Origin of the sequence: Burkholderia sp. Se-20373 (genome assembly GCF_017104705.1) — a bacterium.
In the GTDB taxonomy this organism is placed as follows: domain Bacteria; phylum Pseudomonadota; class Gammaproteobacteria; order Burkholderiales; family Burkholderiaceae; genus Burkholderia.
Genome location: NZ_JAAGPH010000134.1, coordinates 1 through 21,962 on the forward strand (window position 1 = coordinate 1; position 21,962 = coordinate 21,962).

Here is a 21,962-nt window from a genome sequence, read left to right on the forward strand (position 1 = left end):
CGCGAAGGCCGCACCGGCGCCGGCTGCTGCAGCGCCGGCACCGGCCGCTGCACCGTCGGGCGAATACCGCGCCAGCCACGCGTCGCCGTCGGTGCGCAAGTTCGCACGTGAGCTCGGCGTCGAAGTCGCGCGCGTGCAGGGTTCGGGTCCGAAGGGCCGCATTACGAAGGAAGACGTCACGGGCTTCGTGAAGGGCGTGATGACCGGCCAGCGCGCAGCACCGGTCGCGGCAGCCGCGCCGGCAGGCGGCGGCGAGCTGAACCTGCTGCCGTGGCCGAAGGTCGACTTCTCGAAGTTCGGCCCGTTCGAAGCGAAGCCGCTGTCGCGCATCAAGAAGATCTCGGGCGCGAACCTGCATCGCAACTGGGTGATGATCCCGCACGTCACGAACAACGACGAAGCGGACATCACCGAGCTCGAAGCACTGCGCGTGCAGCTGAACAAGGAGCACGAGAAGGCGGGCGTGAAGTTCACGATGCTCGCGTTCGTGATCAAGGCAGTCGTCGCTGCGCTGAAGAAATTCCCGACCTTCAACGCGAGCCTCGACGGCGACAACCTGGTGTTCAAGCAGTACTACCACGTTGGTTTTGCCGCGGACACGCCGAACGGTCTCGTCGTGCCGGTGATCCGCGATGCGGACAAGAAGGGCCTCGTCGACATCGCGAAGGAAATGGCCGAGCTGTCGAAGGCCGCACGCGACGGCAAGCTGAAGCCGGACCAGATGCAGGGCGGTTGCTTCTCGATCTCGTCGCTCGGCGGGATCGGCGGCACGAACTTCACGCCGATCATCAACGCGCCGGAAGTGGCGATCCTCGGGTTGTCGCGCGGGCAGATGAAGCCGGTGTGGGACGGCAAGCAGTTCGTGCCGCGGCTCACGCTGCCGCTGTCGCTGTCGTATGACCATCGTGTGATCGATGGCGCCGAAGCCGCGCGGTTCAATGCGTATCTCGGCGCGTTGCTCGCCGATTTCCGTCGCATCATTCTTTGATGAGCGGGGGAGCTCGCAGGGGCGTGGGTTTTTTGTTGGTTATCCACGCTCTGTCGTTGAACCTGTTTTGCTAACGGTCTATTAGCGTCGCCCCTGCGCGGGGCGGCGGTCACTTTTCTTTGTCTTCCAAAGAAAAGTAACCAAAAGAAAGGCGCGTCCTTGGGCGGACGGCAAAGGTGGTCCTGCCCAGGTTCGCGTTTTCTTGTCAGGCCGTAGTCTCGGGTTCTTTTGCGGGTTTCTCCCCCCTCTGTCTGCAGCTAATCAAGAAGGGGACAGTAATGAGTCTCATCGAAGTCAAGGTTCCGGATATCGGCGATTTCAGCGGCGTCGATGTCATCGAAGTCAACGTCAAACCCGGCGACGTGATCGAAAAAGAGCAAACGCTCATCACGCTCGAATCCGATAAAGCCTCCATGGAAGTGCCCAGCGACGTCGCCGGCACCGTCAAGGAAATCAAGGTCAAGGCCGGCGAGAAAGTCTCGCAAGGCACCGTCATCGCCATCGTCGAAGCATCGGCTGGCGCCGCCGCACCCGCAAAAGCACCCGAAGCGGCCAAGCCCGCAGCAGCTGCGCCGGCACCGGCCGCCGCCGCTCCTGCACCCGCGCCGCAAGCCGGCAGCTACGCAGGTGCCGCCGACATCGAGTGCGACATGCTCGTGCTCGGCGCCGGCCCCGGCGGCTACTCGGCCGCGTTCCGCGCCGCCGACCTCGGCATGAAGACGGTGCTCGTCGAACGCTACTCGACGCTCGGCGGCGTGTGCCTGAACGTGGGCTGCATCCCGTCGAAGGCGCTGCTGCATACGTCGCTCGTCGTCGAGGAAGCCGCGGCGCTCGCGTCGCACGGCATCACGTTCGGCAAGCCGGAAGTCGATCTCGACAAGCTGCGCGACTTCAAGGGCGGCGTCGTCAAGAAGCTGACGACGGGCCTCGCCGGCATGGCGAAGGCACGCAAGGTCGAAGTGGTCACGGGCGTCGGCGCGTTCGTCGATCCGTTCCACATGGAAGTGCAGGGCGAAAACGGCAAGAAGGTCGTCAAGTTCAAGCAGGCCATCATCGCCGCGGGCTCGCAGGCCGTGAAGCTGCCGTTCATGCCGGAAGACCCGCGCGTCGTCGATTCGACCGGCGCACTCGAACTGCGCCAGCTGCCGAAGCGCATGCTCGTGATCGGCGGCGGCATCATCGGCCTCGAAATGGCCACGGTGTACTCGACGCTCGGCGCCGAGATCGACGTCGTCGAAATGATGGACGGCCTGATGATGGGCGCGGACCGCGATCTGGTGAAGGTCTGGGAAAAGTACAACGCGAAGCGCTTCGGCAACGTGATGCTGAAGACCAAGACAGTCGGCGCGGAAGCGAAGGAAGACGGCATCTACGTGAAGTTCGAGGGCGAGAAGGCCCCGGCGGAAGCGCAGCGCTACGACCTCGTGCTCGTCGCGGTGGGCCGCAGCCCGAACGGCAAGAAGATCGGCGCCGACAAGGCGGGTGTCGCGGTCACGGATCGCGGCTTCATCGACGTCGACAAGCAGATGCGCACGAACGTCCCGCACATCTTCGCGATCGGCGATATCGTCGGCCAGCCGATGCTCGCGCACAAGGCCGTGCATGAAGGCCACGTCGCAGCGGAAGCCGCACACGGCGAGAAGGCGTACTTCGACGCACTGCAGATCCCGTCGGTGGCGTACACCGATCCGGAAGTGGCGTGGGCCGGCAAGACGGAAGACCAGTGCAAGGCCGAAGGCATCAAGTACGGCAAGGCCGTGTTCCCGTGGGCCGCATCGGGCCGCGCGATCGCGAACGGCCGTGACGAAGGCTTCACGAAGCTGATCTTCGACGAGGAAACCCACCGCGTGATCGGTGGTGCCATCGTCGGCCTGAACGCGGGCGACCTGATCAGCGAAGTGTGCCTCGCCGTCGAGATGGGCGCGGACGCGGAAGACATCGGCAAGACGATCCATCCGCACCCGACGCTCGGCGAATCGGTCGGCATGGCCGCCGAGCTGTACGAAGGCGTCTGTACCGACCTGCCGCCGCAACGCAAGAAGTAACGCGATCGGCTCTTCGGTCGGCAATTTGCCGGCCACGAAAAAACGCCGCTGCCCGGGCCATCCGGGCGGCGGCGTTTTCTTTTATGCGCGGCCGATGCTCAAACGACCGTTCGAGAATGGTCGGCGGCCTGCCGGTTCCGGCATGTTCCGGCGCCAGAAACGAAAAAGCCGCGCTGGGCGCGGCTCTTTCAGGAGCAGGGGACGCTTACGCGGCCGGCTTGCTCGTACGACGTGCAGCAGCAGCGGTAGCAGCCTTCGTTGCGACGGCAGCAGCAGCGTTGAAGTTCGTTTCAGCGATTTCGACGGCTTGCTTCGTGGCCTTCTGAACCGTTTCGTACGTGGTATTCGCAGCGTTCAGTGCCGACTTCAGTGCAGCGACAGCCGTTTCCGAACCGGCCGGGGCGTTCTTCGCGACGTTGTCGACGAGTGCCTGGACCTTCTTGTTCTGCTCTTCGAATTGCGCTTCGGCAACCTTCGCGAACTCGGCTTGCGTCGACGATGCGATTTCATACAGGTGACGGCCGTACGACAGCACCTTTTCCGCGACCGGCTGCGACAGGCTCGCTTGCAGCGCGATCAGTTCCTGTGCGTCCTTCACCGACAGCAGGCGCTGTGCGTTTTCCTGGCCTTCGGCCAGCGTCGACTTCACGACCTGCAGGTTGAGTTCGATCAGCTTTTCGACGCCTTCGAACGCCTTGGTCGTCAGACCGAACAGGCTTTCGAGATTGGCTTTCTGGGCGGCGGCGATTTGCTCGGGGGTCAGCAAGGACATGTCAAGCTCCTGAAAAGCGATCGCGTCGATCGCAGAGTAAAGGGCACTACGCTGGGGAACCTCGGATGCGCGTGCTTTGTGCAACGCAGCAATGAGGCTTATTTTAGGGCAGAGAAAACCAATGTCAAGTATTTTTTGTGCGTTGCACAATCGCGACAAATTATCGATAAAACAACGAGTTATCGTGCCTGTTCGGAATCGGTTTCATGCCGCGATCCCAGATGGTGCGCACGGCTGAGGGGCAGGCGCGGCGCACCATGATCATGCACAGGTAAACCTGACAGGCTTGTGGAACGTTATCCTTCTGTTCCTGTCGAAAACGCGCCGTTTCGATGCGTGTCCCGTGGCGACGTGCCGCCGCCATGGCCGGGACCGGCGCCCCTGGCACCCCGAGCGCCGGATACGTAGTTTCCCCGCTTTAAATTGCCTCCGAAGTGACGTTATCTCAATTAACCGTGTGTAATCGGGAGACGGGTACTGTCGGGCAGCGCGTCCCATCGATTTTTTCGATGGGAGCGGGAGGGTTCATTGGTCAGAGGTTGGCCGACCCTTACATTCCGGTTTAACGACGATCGGTAAGTGCCTAATATTGCTCTTTTTTTCAGCTTTAACTACACTTGCGGAAACCTCCCGCCCGCTTTGTCCAGACCCCAATGAAAGCCGAATCGTTTTCACCGCGCAGATTGTTGCAGAGCATGACGCTCGGCACGGCTGTGTCGGTCGCAGTCGCCTTGCTGGCGACCACCGCGTCTGTCGCGCCTGCTGACGCCTTTGCCGCCACTGCGAAGACTCAACAAGCCGCCAAGAAAAAGGCTGTCGCTCCTGCTTCGTCCGCGAAGAAGAAGTCGGCCAAGGCCAGTTCCGACAAATCCGCGAAGGTCGCGGCCGCCGACGCGCCGCGCGCGAAGGCGTCGCGCAAGCGCGTGACGCTCGCATCGAACGTGCATGGCGGCCATCACGGCGCAGTCCGCAAGGTCGCGTTCCAGCCGCGCCGGCCGACCGTCGGCCAGGCATTCGGCCTGCACGACACGCCGGACGCGCTCGCGCTGCGTTCGAGCGTCGCGTACGTCGTCGACCAGAATTCGGGCGAGCCGCTGTTCGACAAGAATTCGCACGCCGTCGTGCCGATCGCGTCGATCTCGAAGCTGATGACGGCGATGGTCGTGCTCGACTCGAAGACGCCGATGACCGACCAGCTCGAAGTCACGGACGAAGACCGCGACTACGAGAAGGGCACGGGCTCGCGCCTGTCGGTCGGTTCGGTGCTGTCGCGTGAAGACATGCTGCACATCGCGCTGATGGCGTCGGAAAACCGCGCGGCCGCCGCGCTGTCGCGTTACTACCCGGGTGGTCGTCCGGCGTTCATCGCCGCGATGAACGCGAAGGCGAAGTCGCTCGGCATGACCGACACGCACTTCGAGAATTCGACGGGTCTGTCGAGCTCGAACGTGTCGAGCGCACGCGACCTCGTGAAGATGGTCAATGCGGCGTACCAGTACCCGATGATTCGGCAGTTCTCGACCGATCGCACCTATGAGGTGTACACGGGCAAGCGCAATCTGGTCTACAACAGCACGAACGCGCTGATTCGCGGCAATGGCTCGTGGGACATCGGTCTGCAGAAGACGGGTTTCATCAACGAAGCGGGCGAGTGCCTGGTGATGCAGGCGACGATCCACGGCAAGCCGATGGTGATGGTGCTGCTCGATTCGTTCGGCAAGTATTCGCGCTTTGCCGATGCGGCGCGCCTGCGCAACTGGCTCGATGCCGGCGGCGGCGAGCGCCTGACGGCGGCCAACACGCCGAACGGCGGGACCTGATCGCACGATGGCGTGGCGGTTCGCCGCCGCGCCGATGGCTGAAAAAAAGCCCCGCAATCGCGGGGCTTTTTCATTGGGCGCGGGAGCGGCTTACGCCTGCCGCTGCAACCCGTCGGCATCCTTCGCGGGCGCCGGCCGGTAGCCGAGCGATTCCGAGATGGTGAGGGCCGTGCGGCTCAACTGTCCGAGCCACGCATCCTGGAGGCGATCGGCCGGCGCCGACAGCGACAGGCCCGCGACGAGCTTGCCCGAATCGTCGTAGATGCCGGCCGCGATACAGCGCACGCCGAGCTCCAGTTCCTCGTTGTCGCGCGCGCACGATTGCTGGCGCACGATCGTCAGCTCGCGCTCGAGCTTCGCGATGTCGGTGATGCTGTTCTGCGTATGGCCGGACAGCCCCGTACGCGTCGCATACGCGCGCACGCGTGACGTTTCGTCGGCCGCGAGGAACAGCTTGCCGACCGACGTGAGGTGCAGCGGCGCGCGGCCACCGATCGCGCGGACCACCTGCATCCCCGAGCGCTCCGAATACGCACGCTCGATGTAGACGATCTCGTCGCCCTGGCGCACCGACAGGTTCACGGTCTGCCCGGTGAGGCGGTGCAGTTCGCGCATCGGCATCAGCGCCGCGTCGCGTACCGACAGGCGCGCCTTCACGAGGTTGCCGAGCTCCAGCAGCCGCATGCCGAGGCGGTACGTGCCGGGATCGGAGCGGTCGACGAGACGGCAGGTCACCATGTCGTTGAGGATACGGTGCGCGGTCGACGGGTGCAGCTCCGTCCGCTGCGCAAGCTCCTTCAGGCTGACGGGGTCACTGTGCGCGGCGAGCGCGTCCAGCAACCGCATCATGCGTTCGATCACCTGGATCGACGTTTTTGAATCCGGGGTGGGTTGGCTCATGTCGGGGGAGAAATCGGTTGACGCGTCAAGCGGTGTTGGAACGATTGTATCTCGTATCGTGAAAAAAGCGAACGCCGTTCGAGGAAATCCTCGTTTCGCGCCGTGTGGGGTTGCGTGAGCGCCGGCGTTGGTCCTGCCGGCCAAACGGCGGATAATGAGAGCCGTTTTCTCGAAGGAGCACGTATGCGAGTCGGTTTGTTCGTGACCTGCCTGGTCGATCTGATGCGCCCCGAAATCGGTTTCTCGGCGCTCAAGCTGATTCGCGACGCCGGCTACGAGGTGATCGTGCCGCCCGCGCAGACTTGCTGCGGCCAGCCGGCCTACAACTCGGGCGACCGCGCGCTCGCACGCGATCTCGCGGAAAAGACGCTGCGCGAGTTCGAGCAGTTCGATTACGTCGTCGCGCCGTCGGGTTCGTGCGGCGGGATGATTCGCGCGCACTACGGCGACCTGTTTCGCGACGACCCCGAACTGATGGGGCGCTACACGCGGTTCCAGCAGAAAGTCTATGAACTGACCGATTTCCTGGCGAACGTCGCGAAGGTGTCGCTCGCGCCGGGCGAATTCACGGGGCCCGTCACCTACCACGATTCGTGCTCGGGCCTGCGCGAACTCGGCGTGAAGGCGCAGCCGCGCGCGCTGCTCGCGCAGCGCGGCATCGCCGTCACCGAAATGAAGGACTGCGAGCACTGCTGCGGCTTCGGCGGCACGTTCGCGGTCAAGTACGGCGACATTTCGGCGGCCATCGCGGACGAGAAATGCGCGAACGTGCGCGCGTCCGGCACGGGCGCCGTCGTGCTCGGCGATCTCGGCTGCATGCTGAACATCGAAGGGCGGTTGCGCCGCACCGGCGACCGCGACACGCGCGTGCTGCACGTCGCGCAGGTGCTGGCGGGCGACGTCTGACGCCCGGTTCCGCTCACTTTTCCCCGATACCGCGATGCAAGTCCAATCGATGCATTTCAAGGCGCGCGCCGGCCAGAAGCTGGCCGACCAGCGCCTGCAGCAGAACCTGAAGAAGCTGTCGACGAAGTTCGTGTCCGCGCGCGCCGACGCGATGACCGCGATCGACTTCCCGGCCACGCGCGCCGCGCTGAAAGCCCGCCGCAACCGCGCGCTGGAGAACCTCGACGTGTGGCTCGAGGCGTTCGAGCGCGAGGCGACGCGGCGCGGCACGACGGTGCTGTTCGCCGAAACGACCGAGGATGCCGCGCGGCTCGTGGCCGACATCGCGCGCCGCCACGACGTGAAGAAGGTCATCAAGACCAAGTCGATGGTGTCGGAGGAAATGCGCCTGAACGCGGTGCTCGCGGAAATGGGCGTGCAGTCGATCGAGACGGATCTCGGCGAATACATCCTGCAGATCAACGACAACGAGCCGCCGAGCCACATCATCGCGCCCGTCGTGCACAAGGACAAGGACGAGATCGCCGACCTGTTCGCGCGTACACATCATCGCGAGCGGCTCACCGAGATTCCGGACATGACGCGCGAGGCGCGCGAGGTGCTGCGCCCGCATTTCATGTCGGCCGACATGGGCGTGACGGGCGGCAACTTCGTGATCGCCGAGACCGGTTCGGTCGCGATCGTGACGAACGAAGGGAACGAGGGCATGTGCACCGTGATGCCGCGCGTGCATGTGGCGGTGACGGGCATCGAAAAGGTGCTGCCGACGCTCGAGGATCTCGCGACCGCGATGCGCCTGCTGCCGCGCTCCGCGACCGGGCAGAAGACGTCGAACTATTTCTCGCTGCTGACCGGGCCGCGCGGGCCGGGTGACGAGGATGGCCCCGAGCACAACTATGTCGTGCTCGTCGACGGCGGCCGCACGGGGCTGATCGGCGGCGAATTCCAGGAGATGCTGCGCTGCATCCGCTGCGGCGCATGCATGAACCATTGCCCGGTATACCAGAAGGTCGGCGGCCACGCGTACGGCTGGGTCTACCCGGGGCCGATGGGATCCGTACTGACGCCGAGCTACGTCGGGCTCGACCGCTCGCTCGACCTGCCGCAGGCCGCGACACTTTGCGGGGAATGCGACAGCGTGTGCCCGGCCGGGATTCCGTTGTCGCACCTGTTGCGCACGCTGCGCGAGAAACAGGTCGAGCGACACCTGCGGCCGTGGCGCGAGCGGGCGGCGCTCGCCGCATGGGGTTTCTTCGCGCGCCGGCCGATGCTGTACGCGCTCACGACCAAGCTCGCCGTGCGCATCCTCGAGCGGCTGGGCGGTAGCGGCGGCATGCTGCGGCGCCTGCCGATGATGGGCGGCTGGATGGATACGCGCGACATGCCGACGCCGACCGGGCGCACGTTCCGTGAGCTGTACACGGCGTCGCAAAGCCACCTCGGCTGACGACTGTTCATTCGGCGACAACAGTGCGTTCGCTATTTGCATATTTATCTCGATAGATGCGGTCTATAGAATCCTGTCTGTAGTCCCCGGAATTGGGTTTCGGGGTACGAGGTCAAGGAGGTCCGCATCATGAAAAAGACAATATCGATGTACTGGCCGCTGGCAATCGTCGTTCCGCTGGCCGCGGCTGCCTATCTGCATGCGATGGCCGAGGCGCCGTCGTGTGGCCCGCTTGCCGTTCACCAGGCATCCGCCGAGCTGGCGCGTGCGGTGTCGTTCGGGCTGGTCGACGATGCGGCGAAGCCGCTGCCGGCGGCGTCCGGCGACGTCTTGCTCGCCGCGCCGAAGGCGCTGTAAGGCATGGCGCCGTCGCTTTGCGCGGCGGCGCGATTTCGGCCGCCTTTGTATAATGGCGTGTTGTTCTCCCACGCGGCTCGCCGCGGCTTTCCCATAGTGCGATGACCCGCGTTTCGATCTGTTTCGTTTGTCTCGGCAACATCTGCCGTTCGCCCACCGCGGAAGGCGTGATGCGTCACCAGGTCGACGCGGCCGCGCTGGCGGACCGGATCGCGATCGATTCGGCCGGCACCGGCGACTGGCATGTCGGCGAGCCGCCGGATAGACGTGCGCAGGCCGCCGCTCGCGGCCGCGGCTACGACCTGTCGGCGCTGCGCGCACGACAGGTGAGCGCGGCGGATTTCGAGCGCTTCGACCTGTTGCTCGCGATGGACGAGGCGAATCTCGCGGAGCTGCGCCGCCGCTGCCCGCCGCAGCATCGCGACAAGGTGCGCCTGCTGATGGAGTTCGCGCCGGATTCGGCCGAGACCGAGGTTGCCGACCCCTATTTCGGCGGTACGCAGGGCTTCGAGCAAGTGCTCGATCAGGTCGAGCGCGCGTGCGCGGGCCTGCTGGAGACGCTCCGGGCCCGTACGGACCGCTGATCGCGCGGTATTCAGCGATCTGCGAATACCCTTTCAAAGACATGGATACTTGACTAAAAACGTCAAATATTTATACTTGACCAAAATCGTCAAGATTGCAGTCCCCTAGACACCATGAGACTCACCACCAAAGGCCGTTTCGCCGTCACGGCGATGATTGACTTGGCACTGCGCCAGGAGCAGGGCCCGGTGACGCTTGCAGGCATCAGCCAGCGCCAGCGGATTTCGCTCTCGTATCTCGAACAGCTGTTCGGCAAGCTGCGCAGGCATGAAATCGTCGAATCCGTGCGCGGCCCGGGCGGCGGCTACAACCTCGCGCGTCGCGCGCAGGACGTCACCGTTGCCGACATCATCATCGCGGTCGATGAACCGCTCGACGCCACGCAGTGCGGCGGCAAAGGCACGTGCGACGGCTCGAAGCAGCCCGACGGCCATTGCATGACGCACGAGCTGTGGTCGACGCTGAACCAGAAGATGGTCGAATACCTCGATTCGGTGTCGCTGCAGGATCTCGTCGATCAGCAGCGCGCTCGCGAGGGCGCACCTGCGGTGCTGCGCGACCGGCGCACGCCGGAGCCCGTCGCGGCGCCGGCCGAGCCGGTTCGCACGATGCCGCTCGGCCCCAATTCGGTGTTCAACATCGCGAGTTCGTGAGCGCGAAGGCGCCATACCCCATAACGCACATAGTCCCTGCACAGAATTCCCGGAGCGACAGATGACCCAAGACACTCTCCACCTGCCCATCTATATGGATTACAGCGCGACGACGCCGGTCGACCCGCGCGTGGTCGACAAGATGGTGCCGTACCTGCGCGAGCAGTTCGGCAACCCGGCGTCGCGCAGCCACGCGTATGGCTGGGACGCGGAGCGTGCGGTCGAGGAAGCGCGCGAGAACGTGGCCGCGCTCGTGAACGCGGATCCGCGCGAGATCATCTGGACGTCCGGCGCAACGGAATCGGACAACCTCGCGATCAAGGGTGCCGCGAACTTCTACAAGGGCAAGGGCAAGCACATCATCACGGTGAAGACCGAGCACAAGGCCGTGCTCGACACCTGCCGCGAGCTCGAGCGCGACGGTTTCGAAGTCACCTACCTCGACGTGAAGGATGACGGCCTGATCGACCTCGACGTGTTCAAGGCCGCACTGCGCCCGGACACGATCCTCGTATCGGTGATGCACGTGAACAACGAGATCGGCGTGATCCAGGACATCGAGACGATCGGTGAGATCTGCCGCGAGAAGGGCATCGTGTTCCACGTCGACGCCGCACAGTCGACCGGCAAGGTCGCGATCGACCTCGCGAAGCTGAAGGTCGACCTGATGTCGTTCTCGGCGCACAAGACCTACGGCCCGAAGGGCATCGGCGCGCTGTACGTGCGCCGCAAGCCGCGTGTACGCATCGAAGCGCAGATGCACGGCGGCGGCCACGAGCGCGGCATGCGTTCGGGCACGCTGGCGACGCACCAGATCGTCGGCATGGGCGAAGCGTTCCGCATCGCACGCGAAGAAATGGCGACGGAAAACGAGCGCGTCCGCATGCTGCGCGACAAGCTGCTGCGCGGCCTGTCGCAAATCGAGGAAACGTACGTGAACGGCGACATGGAGCGTCGTGTCCCGCACAACCTCAACATCAGTTTCAACTTCGTCGAAGGCGAGTCGCTGATCATGGCGATCAAGGACGTCGCGGTGTCGTCGGGCTCCGCATGCACGTCGGCGTCGCTGGAGCCGTCGTACGTGCTGCGTGCGCTCGGCCGCAACGACGAGCTGGCCCACAGCTCGATCCGCTTCACGGTCGGCCGCTTCACGACGGAGCAGGAAGTCGACTTCGTGATCAACCTGCTGAACAGCAAGATCGCGAAGCTGCGCGAACTCTCGCCGCTCTGGGAAATGCACCAGGAAGGCATCGATCTGTCGACGATCGAATGGGCCGCACACTGAGCGCCGGATTGAACATACCCGCGGGCGGATTCGCGCACGCAGACGTAACGAGTCAAGGAGTCTGAGTCATGTCTTACAGCAACAAGGTTCTGGATCACTACGAAAACCCGCGCAACGTCGGTTCGTTCGCGAAGGACGACGACACGGTCGGCACGGGCATGGTCGGCGCGCCGGCCTGCGGCGACGTGATGAAGCTGCAGATCCGCGTCGGCGCGGACGGCGTGATCGAAGACGCGAAGTTCAAGACCTACGGGTGCGGTTCGGCGATCGCATCGAGCTCGCTCGTCACCGAATGGGTGAAGGGCAAGACGCTCGACGAAGCACTGTCGATCAAGAACACGCAGATCGCGGAAGAACTCGCGCTGCCGCCGGTGAAGATTCACTGCTCGATCCTCGCGGAAGACGCGATCAAGGCAGCCGTGGCCGACTACAAGAAGCGTCACGACACCACGGAAGGCGATCAGGCAGCAGCCTGAGCGGCATCGAGCGGCTTCAGAAGGAACGCGGCGGGCCCCGGTGGCGCGCCGCGGCAAGGACATCATGGCAATTACACTGACCGAAAAAGCAGCACAGCACGTCCAGAAATACCTCGTCCGTCGCGGCAAGGGTATGGGCCTGCGGCTTGGCGTTCGCACGACCGGGTGCTCGGGGCTCGCGTACAAGCTCGAGTATGTCGACGAGCTCGCTCCCGAGGATCAGGTGTTCGAGAGCCATGGCGTGAAGGTGATCGTCGATCCGAAGAGCCTGGCCTACATCGACGGCACCGAGCTCGACTTCGCACGCGAAGGCCTGAACGAAGGGTTCAAGTTCAACAACCCGAACGTGAAGGACGAGTGCGGCTGCGGCGAATCGTTCCGCGTGTGACCACGCGGATCTCCGCGCGATGCGGGCAAGAGGCGGCACGGGCCGCCTTTTTAATGTGCGGCGTTTGCCGCGCGACGAACCGGAATTGAACGCGACGATGGTCTCGCTGAAAGACAGCCACTTCGACCTGTTTCACCTGCCGGCGCAATTCGCGCTCGACGAGACGGCGCTCGACGCCGCCTATCGGACGGTGCAGACGCAGGTGCACCCGGACCGCTTCGCGGCGGCCGGTGACGCGCAGAAGCGCATCGCGATGCAATGGGCCACCCGCGCGAACGAGGCGTATCGCACGCTGCGCGATCCGCTGAAGCGCGCGTCGTATCTGCTGTCGCTGCGCGGCGTCGATATCGGCGCGGAAAACAACACCGCGATGGAGCCTGCGTTCCTGATGCAGCAGATGGAGTGGCGCGAGGGCATCGAGGATGCCGCGGCCGCCCGCAACGTCGACGCGCTCGACGCGCTGCTCGCCGAGTTGCGCGAAGAGCGGCGCGTGAGGGTGGAGCGCCTCGGCACGCTGCTCGACAGCGGCGCCGATCAGGCGGCCGCCGAGGCCGTGCGCCAGTTGATGTTCATCGAACGGGTCGCGTCGGAAGTGGGCGCGCAGATCGAGCGCCTCGAAACTTAACCGCGTGCCTTGCGGCACGCGCAGCAAACGGGCCGAGCGCCCGAACGAACCAAGATGGCTTTACTGCAAATTTCCGAACCGGGCATGGCGCCGGCGCCGCATCAGCGGCGACTCGCTGTCGGGATCGATCTCGGCACGACGAATTCGCTCGTCGCGGCCGTGCGCAACAGCGTGCCTGAAGTCCTGCCGGACGAAACGGGCCGCGTGCTGCTGCCGTCGGTGGTCCGCTATCTCGAGAAGGGTGGCCGACGCATCGGCCACGAAGCGAAAGAGCAGGCCGCCACCGATCCGCGCAACACGATCGTGTCGGTCAAGCGCTTCATGGGCCGCGGCAAGGCCGAGGTCGAAGGCGCGGCGAACGCGCCGTACGAATTCGTCGATGCGCCGGGCATGGTGCAGATCCGTACCATCGACGGCGTGAAGAGCCCGGTCGAAGTGTCGGCCGAGATTCTCGCGACGCTGCGTTATCGTGCGGAAGATTCGCTTGGCGATGACCTGGTTGGCGCGGTGATCACGGTGCCCGCGTATTTCGACGAAGCGCAACGCCAGGCGACCAAGGATGCCGCGCGCCTCGCGGGCCTCAACGTGCTGCGCCTGCTGAACGAACCGACCGCCGCGGCGATCGCCTATGGGCTCGACAACGGGGCCGAAGGCCTCTACGCGGTGTATGACCTCGGCGGCGGCACGTTCGACCTGTCGATCCTGAAGTTGACGAAGGGCGTGTTCGAAGTGCTGGCCGCGGGCGGCGATTCCGCGCTCGGCGGCGACGATTTCGACCATGCGCTGTTCGATCACGTGCTCGCGCAGGCCGGCATCGATGCGAAGGCGCTCGCGCCCGAAGACGTGCGCCTGCTGCTCGACCGTGTGCGCGTGCTGAAGGAGGCGCTGTCGTCCGCACCGGAGGCGTCGCTCGACGTCACGCTGTCGGGGGGCGCGCACCTTGTGCAGACGATCTCGCACGACACGTTCGCAGCACTCGTCGAGCCGCTTGTGCAGCGTACGCTCACGCCAACCCGCAAGGCGCTGCGCGATGCACAGGTCACGCCGGCCGACATCAAGGGTGTCGTGCTCGTCGGCGGTGCGACGCGCATGCCGGTGATTCGCGACGCGGTCGCGAAGTACTTCGGCCAGCCGCCGCTCGTGAACCTCGATCCGGACCAGGTCGTCGCGCTCGGCGCGGCGATCCAGGCCGACTTGCTCGCAGGCAATCGCGGCACCGGCGACGACTGGCTGTTGCTCGACGTGATTCCGCTGTCGCTCGGTGTCGAGACGATGGGCGGCCTCGTCGAGAAGATCATTCCGCGCAACTCGACGATTCCGATCGCGCGCGCGCAGGAATTCACGACTTTCAAGGACGGCCAGACCGCGATGGCGATCCACGTCGTGCAGGGCGAGCGCGAACTCGTCGCCGATTGCCGGTCGCTCGCGCGCTTCGAGCTGCGCGGCATTCCGCCGATGACGGCCGGCGCCGCACGCATTCGCGTGACCTACCAGGTCGACGCGGACGGCCTGCTGTCGGTGTTCGCCCGCGAGCAGTTGTCGGGCGTCGAGGCATCGGTCGTCGTGAAGCCGTCGTACGGTCTTGCCGACGACGACATCGCGAAGATGCTCGAGGACAGCTTCAAGACCGCCGAGATCGACATGCGCGCCCGCGCGCTGCGCGAAGCGCAAGTCGAGGCCGAGCGGATGCTCGAGGCGACGCAGGCCGCGCTGGCGGCCGACGGTGAACTGCTCGACGCGGACGAGCGCACGCAAGTCGACACACTGGCTGCCGCGCTGCGCGCGGTCGCGCAAGGCGACGATACGAACGCGATCGAAGCGGCGACCAAGGCGCTGGCCGACGGTACCGACGAATTCGCGGCGCGCCGGATGGACAAGAGCATCAAGCGCGCGCTGTCGGGCCGCCGGCTCGACGAGATCTGAACTCACGAACTGCGCATCGGCCGGCAACGGCCCGCGCGACAATGAACCGTGCGGCGCCTGGCGCCGCACCCTGACTGACGGAACGGACATGCCTCAACTGGTAGTGCTGCCTCACGTCGAACTGTGCCCGGATGGCGCGGTGATCGACGCGACGCCCGGCAAGAGTATCTGCGACAACCTGCTCGAACACGGGATCGAGATCGAGCATGCATGCGAGAAGTCGTGCGCGTGCACGACGTGCCACGTGGTGATCCGCGAAGGCTTCAACGATCTGACGCCGTCCGAGGAGGACGAGGACGATTTGCTGGACAAGGCGTGGGGCCTCGAGCCGACGTCGCGCCTGTCGTGCCAGGCGATCGTGAAGGAAGATTCGGACCTGGTGGTCGAGATTCCGAAGTACTCGATCAACCACGCGAAGGAAAACCACTGACAGGAACCGGAGGCAGGCGATGAAATGGACCGATTCGCGTGAAATAGCCATTGCGCTGGCGGACAAGCACCCGGACATCGACCCGCAGCGGATCAACTTCGTCGACTTGCGCCAATGGGTGCTCGAGCTCGACGGCTTCAACGACGATCCGGCGCACTCCGGCGAGAAGATCCTCGAAGCGATCCAGGCCCACTGGATCGACGAATCGGACTTCGACGACGAAGACTGACCGATGGGCACCGTGTGTGCCGCATGGGCGCGCAGCGCGCAATGAAAAAACGGCTCGTGAGAGATTGCTCACGAGCCGTTTTCGTTTTCAGGCCGCCTGCCCGCGCACGACATGTGGGCAGCGGGGGCCGACGCGATCAGGCGATTACGCGCCGACCAGCGTGCCGTTCTCGATCCGTACGCGCTGGCCCTGGCCGAACGGCGGCGGGTTGTGGTACGTGAACGTGCGCGTCGCGCCATTCTCCATCTGCACTTGCACCTGATAGTCGGTTTCCGCGCGCACCTGCTTTTCGACCTGGTTGCCGGCGAGGCCGCCACCCAGTGCGCCGATGATCGTCATCGCGGTGCGGCCGTTGCCGTGACCGAACTGGTTGCCGAGCAGGCCGCCGGCTGCAGCGCCGCCCACGGCGCCGATCCCCGAACTCTGGCCCGGCGTGCGCGTCTGCGAGATCGCGACGACCGTGCCGCAGCTCTGGCAGTAGCTCTGGGCCGGCGCCGACGGCTGCTGCGCGTATTGCGGCGGCTGCGGTGCCGTCGTATGACGGCGATGCGGCGCGGCCGGGCGTGGCGCGGGCTTCGGTTCGGCCTGCGCGACGGCGGCCTTCTGCTCGGCAGCCTTCTGCTGCGCGGCGGCCTGTTCGGCCGCCTGCTGCTGGGCTTGCGCGGCCAGCGCGGCGCTGGCGGCTGCGGCTGTATCGACGGCCGGCTGCGATGCGATCAGCGCGGCCTGGGTCTGACCGTTCTGCGCATTGTTGCTGTTGGCCTTCGGGAAGATGCCCGTGATCGCGGCCGTCGCTGCGAGGCTGGCGACGATGACGGCGCCGGCGGCGGTGGCGATGAGCGGGTGGAGGCGTTGCTTTTGCGGCGTGGTCTGATTCTGGTTGTCCATTTTTTTCTCCGATGTCGATCCGGATCGGCATTGCGGTGCCGGGCCGGATCCCACGCTGCGGGCTCGAGCAGACTTGGCGTTCCTGCGCCTCGTTCTGGTCCCGTGATCATGCGTGGTGACGCAACAGGAGTGTCGTCCACCGGCAAACGGCGCGCCGTATCAAGGTGTAACGAATTGCAGCAGGGCGCCGGCGGGCGTGGCAGGGAAAACCCGAGGAAGGCCGTCGCCACGAGGGGATAAAACGGGGGAGGATCGAAAGCCGGCGGATGCCGGCTGGCGGGATTTACGCGTCGTTACAAAGCTGACGCGCGCGCGCCGCAGGGCGCGGCGCACACGCGGGCGCAGCGTTCAGTCTTCGCGGCGCAGGTGCGGGAACAGCAGCACGTCGCGGATCGTCGGGCTGTCGGTCAGCAGCATCACGAGACGGTCGATGCCGATCCCGCAGCCGCCGGTCGGAGGCATCCCGTATTCGAGCGCGCGGATGTAGTCGGCGTCGAAGAACATCGCTTCCTCGTCGCCCGCATCCTTCTGCTCGACCTGCTTCTTGAAGCGCGCGGCCTGATCTTCCGGATCGTTCAGCTCCGAGAAGCCGTTCGCGATTTCGCGGCCGGTCATGAACAGCTCGAAACGCTCGGTGATGCCCGGCACCGTATCCGATGCGCGTGCGAGCGGCGACACCTCGACCGGGTAGTCGATGATGAAGGTCGGCTCCCACAGCTGCGCTTCGGCCGTTTCCTCGAACAGCGCGAGCTGCAGCGCGCCGATGCCTGCGTTCAGGAACGCCGGCTGCGACACGTCGACGCCGAAGCGCTTCAATTCGGTGCGCAGGAACGCGTCGTCCGACAGCTGGCCGTCGGTGTAGTCCGGTGCGTACTTCTGGATCGCCTGCGTGATCGTCAGGCGGTGGAACGGCTTTGCGAGGTCGAGTTCGCGGCCCTGGTACTGGATCGTCGCGGTGCCGAGCGCATCGATCGCCGCCTGGCGGATCAGCTGCTCGGTGAAGTCCATCAGCCAGCGGTAGTCGGTGTACGCGGCGTAGAACTCCATCATCGTGAATTCCGGGTTGTGACGCGGCGACACGCCTTCGTTCCTGAAGTTACGGTTGATTTCGAACACGCGTTCGAAGCCGCCGACGATTAGGCGCTTCAGGTACAGCTCCGGCGCGATGCGCAGGAACATCTGCATGTCGAGCGCATTGTGATGCGTGACGAACGGCTTCGCGGCCGCGCCGCCCGGGATCGGGTGCAGCATCGGCGTCTCGACTTCCATGAACTCGGCGTTGTCCATGAACTTGCGGATCGACGCGATCGTCTTGGTGCGGGCGCGGAACGTGTCGCGCGTTTCCGGCGTGACGATCAGGTCGACGTAGCGCTGGCGGTAGCGCATTTCCTGGTCCGACAGGCCGTGGAACTTGTCCGGCAGCGGGCGCAGCGCCTTCGACAGCAGGCGCAGTTCCTTGCACTGGACCGACAGCTCGCCCTTGTTGGTGCGGAACAGCACGCCGCGCGCGGCGACGATGTCGCCGAGGTCCCACTTCTTGAATGCGTCGTAGGTTTCCGCGCCGACGTCGTTCGGCGTCACGAAGAACTGGATCTGGCCCGAACCGTCCTGCACCGTCGCGAAGCTTGCCTTGCCCATCACGCGCTTGAGCATCATGCGGCCGGCGACCGACACCTCGACCGGGTTCGCTTCGAGCGCGGCCTTGTCCGAGTCGGCGAATTTCGTCTGCAGATCGGCTGCGTGATGTTCCGGGCGGAAATCGTTCGGGTAGGCGACGCCTTGCTCGCGCAGGGCGCGCAGCTTCTCGCGGCGCTCGGCGATGATCTGGTTTTCGTCCGCTGTGACGGCGGGCTGCGTTTGGGTCGGTTCGGTCATGATGGTCGGAATTCGGAGTGGGTGCGGCAACGCAAACGGGAAGGGCAAGGGGGCGCGACCCGGCAGGGTCGCGCCGCGGCGCTTACACGCCCTGTTTGAGGCTCGCGCTGATGAAGTCGTCGAGGTCGCCGTCGAGGACGGCGCGCGTGTTGCTCATTTCGACGTTCGTGCGCAGGTCCTTCACGCGGCTCTGGTCGAGCACGTACGAACGGATCTGGTGGCCCCAGCCCACATCGGTCTTGCTCGATTCGAGCTTGTCCTGTTCGGCCTGGCGCTTGCGCATTTCAACTTCATACAGGCGCGATTTCAGCATCGCCATCGCTTCGGCGCGGTTGCGGTGCTGCGAGCGGTCGTTCTGGCACTGCACGACGATACCGGTCGGCATGTGCGTGATCCGCACCGCGGAGTCGGTCTTGTTGATGTGCTGACCGCCCGCGCCCGATGCGCGGTATGTGTCGATGCGCAGGTCGGCCGGGTTGATCTCGACTTCGATCGAATCGTCGATTTCCGGGTAGACGAACACCGACGAGAACGACGTGTGGCGCCCGCCCGACGAGTCGAACGGCGACTTGCGCACGAGGCGGTGGATGCCCGTTTCGGTGCGCAGGAAGCCGTACGCGTATTCGCCCGAGACCTTGACCGTCGCGTTCTTGATGCCGGCGACGTCGCCGTCGGACTCTTCGAGCACTTCGGCCTTGAAGCCCTTGCGTTCGCAGTAGCGCAGGTACTGGCGCAGCAGCATCGACGCCCAGTCGCACGCCTCGGTGCCGCCGGCGCCGGCCTGGATGTCGATGAAGCAGTTGTTCGGGTCGGCCGGGTTCGAGAACATCCGGCGGAACTCGATGTCGCCCACGCGCGCCTCGAGCTTCGCGGCGTCTTCTTCCGACGCGACGAGCGTGTCCTCGTCACCTTCCTCGCGGGCCAGTTCGAACAGGTCGAGCGCGTCGCGCAGGTCGCCATCGAGCGCGGTGAGCGTCGTGACGACGCCCTCGAGCAGCTTCTTCTCACGACCGAGCGCCTGGGCGTTCTTCGAATCGTTCCAGACGTTCGGGTCTTCGAGTTCCTTGTTGACTTCGGTCAGACGCGCAGCTTTGGCGTCGTAGTCAAAGATACCCCCGAAGCTCGCCCGCGCGGTTGCGCAGGTCGAGCAGGGAGCTTTCGATCGCGTTGAGACGTTCCGCTTCCATGATCGTTCGCTATTCTTGCTTCGTAAAAAAGCGGAATTATAGCCGATCGGCGGGGTTGCCCGGTGACGCAAACGGTGCTCGCACGCGCGCCGCGGCCCCATCCGGCGCGGCGTGCATGCATCGGCGGGCCATGCAGGCAGGGCGGCCCGCGCTCAGCCGGCCGCGTGTTCGACGATCAGCTGGACGCGCGTGACGCCGTTCCACGTGTCGGCGACGAGGCGGTAGGCGACCAGCGCGCTCTCCGGCAGCGGCTCCGTGTGATTGAACCAGATCGCGTTGAAGCGCTGGCGGCCGCGCGCCAACTGCAGCTTCAGATGCTTCTCCTTCACGAGCGACTGCGACACGACGTCGAATTCGCCGGAGAAAAGCGGGGCCGGAAAGCCTTGCCCCCAGACGGCCTCGTCGAGCAGCCCGACGAACTGCGGCGTGAAGTACGCATCCTCGAGTTCGCCGTCGGTTTCGATCACGCGGGCCAGCGCGTCGTCGGACAGCCATTCGCGCGCGACGGCCTCGAACGCGGCCGCGAAGCGCGGCACGTTCTCGGTGTCGAGCGTGAGGCCGGCCGCCATCGCGTGGCCGCCGAATGCGACGATCAGGTCCGGTTCGCGTTTCGACACGAGGTCGAGCGCGTCGCGCAGGTGGAAGCCGGGAATCGAGCGGCCCGAGCCCTTGACCCGCTTGCCTTCGTCGTCCGCGTGCGCAAACGTGAACGACGGGCGGTGGAATTTTTCCTTGAGCCGGCCGGCGACGATGCCGATCACGCCCTGATGCCACTCGGGGTTGAAGAGGGTGATCGTGCACGCGTCGGCCGGATCGACGTCGGCGAGATCGGCGAGCGCCTGCTGCTGCATGCCGGCCTCGATCTCGCGGCGTTCGCGGTTCATCACGTCGAGCTGCTGCGCGAGATCCCACGCGCGGCCGATGTCGTCGGTGATCAGGCACTCGATGCCGAGCGACATGTCGGACAGCCGTCCGGCGGCGTTCAGGCGCGGGCCGAGGCCGAAGCCGAGGTCGAAGCCCGATGCCGTACGCGCTTCGCGCGCGGCCGCGCGGAACAGCGCGGCGACGCCCGGCTGCATGCGGCCGTTGCGGATACGCTGCAGCCCCTGCGCGACCAGCACGCGATTGTTGCCGTCGAGCCGCACGACGTCGGCGACGGTGCCGAGCGCGACGAGGTCGAGCAGGCCGTCGAGGCGCGGCTCGGCTTCCTTGTTCGCGAACGCGCCGCGGCGGCGCAGCTCGGCGCGCAGCGCGAGCAGCACGTAGAACATCACGCCGACGCCGGCGAGGTGCTTGCTCGGGAACGCGCAGCCGGGCTGGTTCGGGTTGACGATCGCGCGCGCGGCGGGCAGCGCGTCGCCGGGCAGGTGGTGGTCGGTCACGAGCACGTCGATGCCGCGCGCGTTCGCGGCTTCGACGCCCGTGACGCTCGCGATCCCGTTGTCGACGGTAATCAGCAGGTCGGGCTTGCGCGCGGCGGCGAGTTCGACGATCTCGGGCGTGAGGCCGTAGCCGTATTCGAATCGGTTCGGCACCAGATAGTCGATCTGCGCGCCGAACATCCGCAGGCCGCGCACCGCGACCGCGCATGCGGTTGCACCGTCGCAGTCGTAGTCGGCGACGACGAGCAGGCGCCGCTTGTCGGCGATCGCGTCGGCGAGCAGCGATGCAGCGTCGGCGCAGCCTTTCAGCTCGGTGGGCGGAACGAGTCGCGCCAGCGCGGTCTCGATATCGGCGGGCGACTGCACGCCGCGCGACGCGTACAGGCGCGCAAGGACGGGATGCAGGCCGTGGCGCGCGAGCACTTCGGCGTCGGCGGGCGCGACGGGACGGGTAACGATCCGGGTCATACGGGGTCTGTTTTGTTATTCGAACAGGGAGGCCAGCGCGCGGCGGCGCCAGAACTTGCGCAGGTCGCCGCGCGTCGCGTGCAGCGTGACGGAACTCGTGTCGCCGCACAGCGTGAAATCGACGCTCGCGAGCTCACCGTTCTGCAGCGCGGCAAGGGCCGGCGCGAACCAGTCGCGCTCGAGCGCGGCGAGTCCGTCGTGCCAGCGCGCCCAGTCCTGCTCGATGAACGGGGTGGTCAGCGCGGGCAGTTCGACGAGCGTCGCGCCATCGGCGGCGGGCAGCGTGCCGAACGCGGCCGGCGGCGCGCCGGCGTCGGGCGACCTCGATGCGAA

At 65.6% G+C, this 21,962-nt stretch carries 21 protein-coding genes and 1 pseudogene; 15 read left to right on the plus strand and 7 right to left on the minus strand.

Annotation, left to right across the window (positions count from 1 at the left end):
- Both G3N96_RS30600 and lpdA read left to right on the plus strand, forming a co-directional pair.
- Positions 1-988 (plus strand): dihydrolipoyllysine-residue acetyltransferase (locus tag G3N96_RS30600; protein ID WP_206139514.1); only part of this gene is annotated, 988 nt, incomplete at its 5' end.
- A gap of 278 nt (positions 989-1,266) precedes the next feature.
- Positions 1,267-3,033 (plus strand): dihydrolipoyl dehydrogenase, encoded by a 1,767-nt coding sequence (gene lpdA, locus G3N96_RS30605; protein ID WP_059233710.1) that lies wholly within the window; start codon positions 1,267-1,269, stop codon positions 3,031-3,033.
- Between the two features lie 205 nt (positions 3,034-3,238).
- Here the strand turns inward: lpdA and G3N96_RS30610 are convergent, their stop codons facing one another.
- Positions 3,239-3,805, minus strand: coding sequence for a phasin family protein (locus G3N96_RS30610; RefSeq protein ID WP_039364780.1), 567 nt, complete (start codon positions 3,803-3,805; stop codon positions 3,239-3,241).
- Positions 3,806-4,458: 653 nt separating this feature from the next.
- Here G3N96_RS30610 and pbpG point away from each other — a divergent pair.
- Positions 4,459-5,625 carry a D-alanyl-D-alanine endopeptidase gene (gene pbpG / locus G3N96_RS30615; RefSeq protein ID WP_089425763.1) on the plus strand — a complete coding sequence of 389 codons (1,167 nt, stop codon included), beginning with the start codon at positions 4,459-4,461 and terminating at the stop codon, positions 5,623-5,625.
- Between the two features lie 90 nt (positions 5,626-5,715).
- Here pbpG and G3N96_RS30620 read toward each other — a convergent pair whose 3' ends face one another.
- Positions 5,716-6,525 (minus strand): IclR family transcriptional regulator, encoded by an 810-nt coding sequence (locus G3N96_RS30620; protein ID WP_034183553.1) that lies wholly within the window; start codon positions 6,523-6,525, stop codon positions 5,716-5,718.
- Positions 6,526-6,708: 183 nt separating this feature from the next.
- Between G3N96_RS30620 and G3N96_RS30625 the strand changes: the two genes are divergently transcribed.
- The 12 genes from G3N96_RS30625 (at position 6,709) to iscX (ending at position 15,829) form a co-directional block, all read left to right on the plus strand.
- Positions 6,709-7,431 carry a (Fe-S)-binding protein gene (locus tag G3N96_RS30625; protein ID WP_069248359.1) on the plus strand — a complete coding sequence of 241 codons (723 nt, stop codon included), beginning with the start codon at positions 6,709-6,711 and terminating at the stop codon, positions 7,429-7,431.
- Positions 7,432-7,465: 34 nt separating this feature from the next.
- Positions 7,466-8,878 (plus strand): lactate utilization protein B, encoded by a 1,413-nt coding sequence (locus tag G3N96_RS30630; protein ID WP_206139515.1) that lies wholly within the window; start codon positions 7,466-7,468, stop codon positions 8,876-8,878.
- 129 nt (positions 8,879-9,007) lie between these two features.
- Entirely contained in the window at positions 9,008-9,235 is a 228-nt protein-coding gene (locus G3N96_RS30635; RefSeq protein ID WP_206139516.1) for a hypothetical protein, read from the plus strand.
- A 101-nt stretch (positions 9,236-9,336) separates the two neighbouring features.
- Positions 9,337-9,819, plus strand: a complete 483-nt coding sequence (locus tag G3N96_RS30640) for a low molecular weight protein-tyrosine-phosphatase (RefSeq protein WP_206139517.1) — start codon at positions 9,337-9,339, stop codon at positions 9,817-9,819.
- Between the two features lie 114 nt (positions 9,820-9,933).
- Complete coding sequence (gene iscR / locus G3N96_RS30645; RefSeq protein ID WP_009691731.1) at positions 9,934-10,473, plus strand: Fe-S cluster assembly transcriptional regulator IscR; 540 nt, start codon at positions 9,934-9,936, stop codon at positions 10,471-10,473.
- A 61-nt stretch (positions 10,474-10,534) separates the two neighbouring features.
- Positions 10,535-11,758: an IscS subfamily cysteine desulfurase gene (locus tag G3N96_RS30650; protein ID WP_043190335.1), complete on the plus strand. Its 1,224-nt coding sequence runs from the start codon at positions 10,535-10,537 to the stop codon at positions 11,756-11,758.
- A 68-nt stretch (positions 11,759-11,826) separates the two neighbouring features.
- Positions 11,827-12,234, plus strand: coding sequence for a Fe-S cluster assembly scaffold IscU (gene iscU, locus G3N96_RS30655; protein ID WP_011352562.1), 408 nt, complete (start codon positions 11,827-11,829; stop codon positions 12,232-12,234).
- Between the two features lie 64 nt (positions 12,235-12,298).
- Positions 12,299-12,622: an iron-sulfur cluster assembly protein IscA gene (gene iscA / locus G3N96_RS30660; protein ID WP_012492710.1), complete on the plus strand. Its 324-nt coding sequence runs from the start codon at positions 12,299-12,301 to the stop codon at positions 12,620-12,622.
- Between the two features lie 97 nt (positions 12,623-12,719).
- A complete protein-coding gene (hscB, locus tag G3N96_RS30665; protein ID WP_042973645.1) occupies positions 12,720-13,247 on the plus strand; it encodes a Fe-S protein assembly co-chaperone HscB in 528 nt (175 codons plus the stop codon).
- Positions 13,248-13,301: 54 nt separating this feature from the next.
- Positions 13,302-15,170 (plus strand): Fe-S protein assembly chaperone HscA, encoded by a 1,869-nt coding sequence (gene hscA, locus G3N96_RS30670; RefSeq protein ID WP_124585192.1) that lies wholly within the window; start codon positions 13,302-13,304, stop codon positions 15,168-15,170.
- Between the two features lie 88 nt (positions 15,171-15,258).
- Entirely contained in the window at positions 15,259-15,600 is a 342-nt protein-coding gene (gene fdx / locus G3N96_RS30675; protein WP_011352558.1) for an ISC system 2Fe-2S type ferredoxin, read from the plus strand.
- A 19-nt stretch (positions 15,601-15,619) separates the two neighbouring features.
- Positions 15,620-15,829, plus strand: a complete 210-nt coding sequence (gene iscX, locus G3N96_RS30680; RefSeq protein ID WP_069621826.1) for a Fe-S cluster assembly protein IscX — start codon at positions 15,620-15,622, stop codon at positions 15,827-15,829.
- A 144-nt stretch (positions 15,830-15,973) separates the two neighbouring features.
- Here the strand turns inward: iscX and G3N96_RS30685 are convergent, their stop codons facing one another.
- From G3N96_RS30685 to G3N96_RS30705, 5 genes and pseudogenes are all read right to left on the minus strand, one after another.
- The gene (locus G3N96_RS30685) at positions 15,974-16,717 is read right to left on the minus strand and encodes a glycine zipper 2TM domain-containing protein (protein ID WP_089440505.1); all 744 of its coding nucleotides are present in this window, start codon (positions 16,715-16,717) and stop codon (positions 15,974-15,976) included.
- A 348-nt stretch (positions 16,718-17,065) separates the two neighbouring features.
- Positions 17,066-18,592, minus strand: a complete 1,527-nt coding sequence (gene lysS / locus G3N96_RS30690) for a lysine--tRNA ligase (RefSeq protein WP_089431260.1) — start codon at positions 18,590-18,592, stop codon at positions 17,066-17,068.
- A gap of 82 nt (positions 18,593-18,674) precedes the next feature.
- Positions 18,675-19,779 (minus strand): peptide chain release factor 2 gene (gene prfB / locus G3N96_RS30695; protein WP_111941483.1). Its coding sequence is split into 2 segments (ribosomal slippage): positions 18,675-19,697 and positions 19,699-19,779, totalling 1,104 coding nucleotides; the frame shifts between segments, so codons are not numbered across the junction.
- 152 nt (positions 19,780-19,931) lie between these two features.
- Complete coding sequence (gene recJ, locus G3N96_RS30700) at positions 19,932-21,629, minus strand: single-stranded-DNA-specific exonuclease RecJ (RefSeq protein WP_206139518.1); 1,698 nt, start codon at positions 21,627-21,629, stop codon at positions 19,932-19,934.
- Between the two features lie 15 nt (positions 21,630-21,644).
- Positions 21,645-21,962: pseudogene (locus tag G3N96_RS30705) on the minus strand (regulator); the annotation flags it as partial.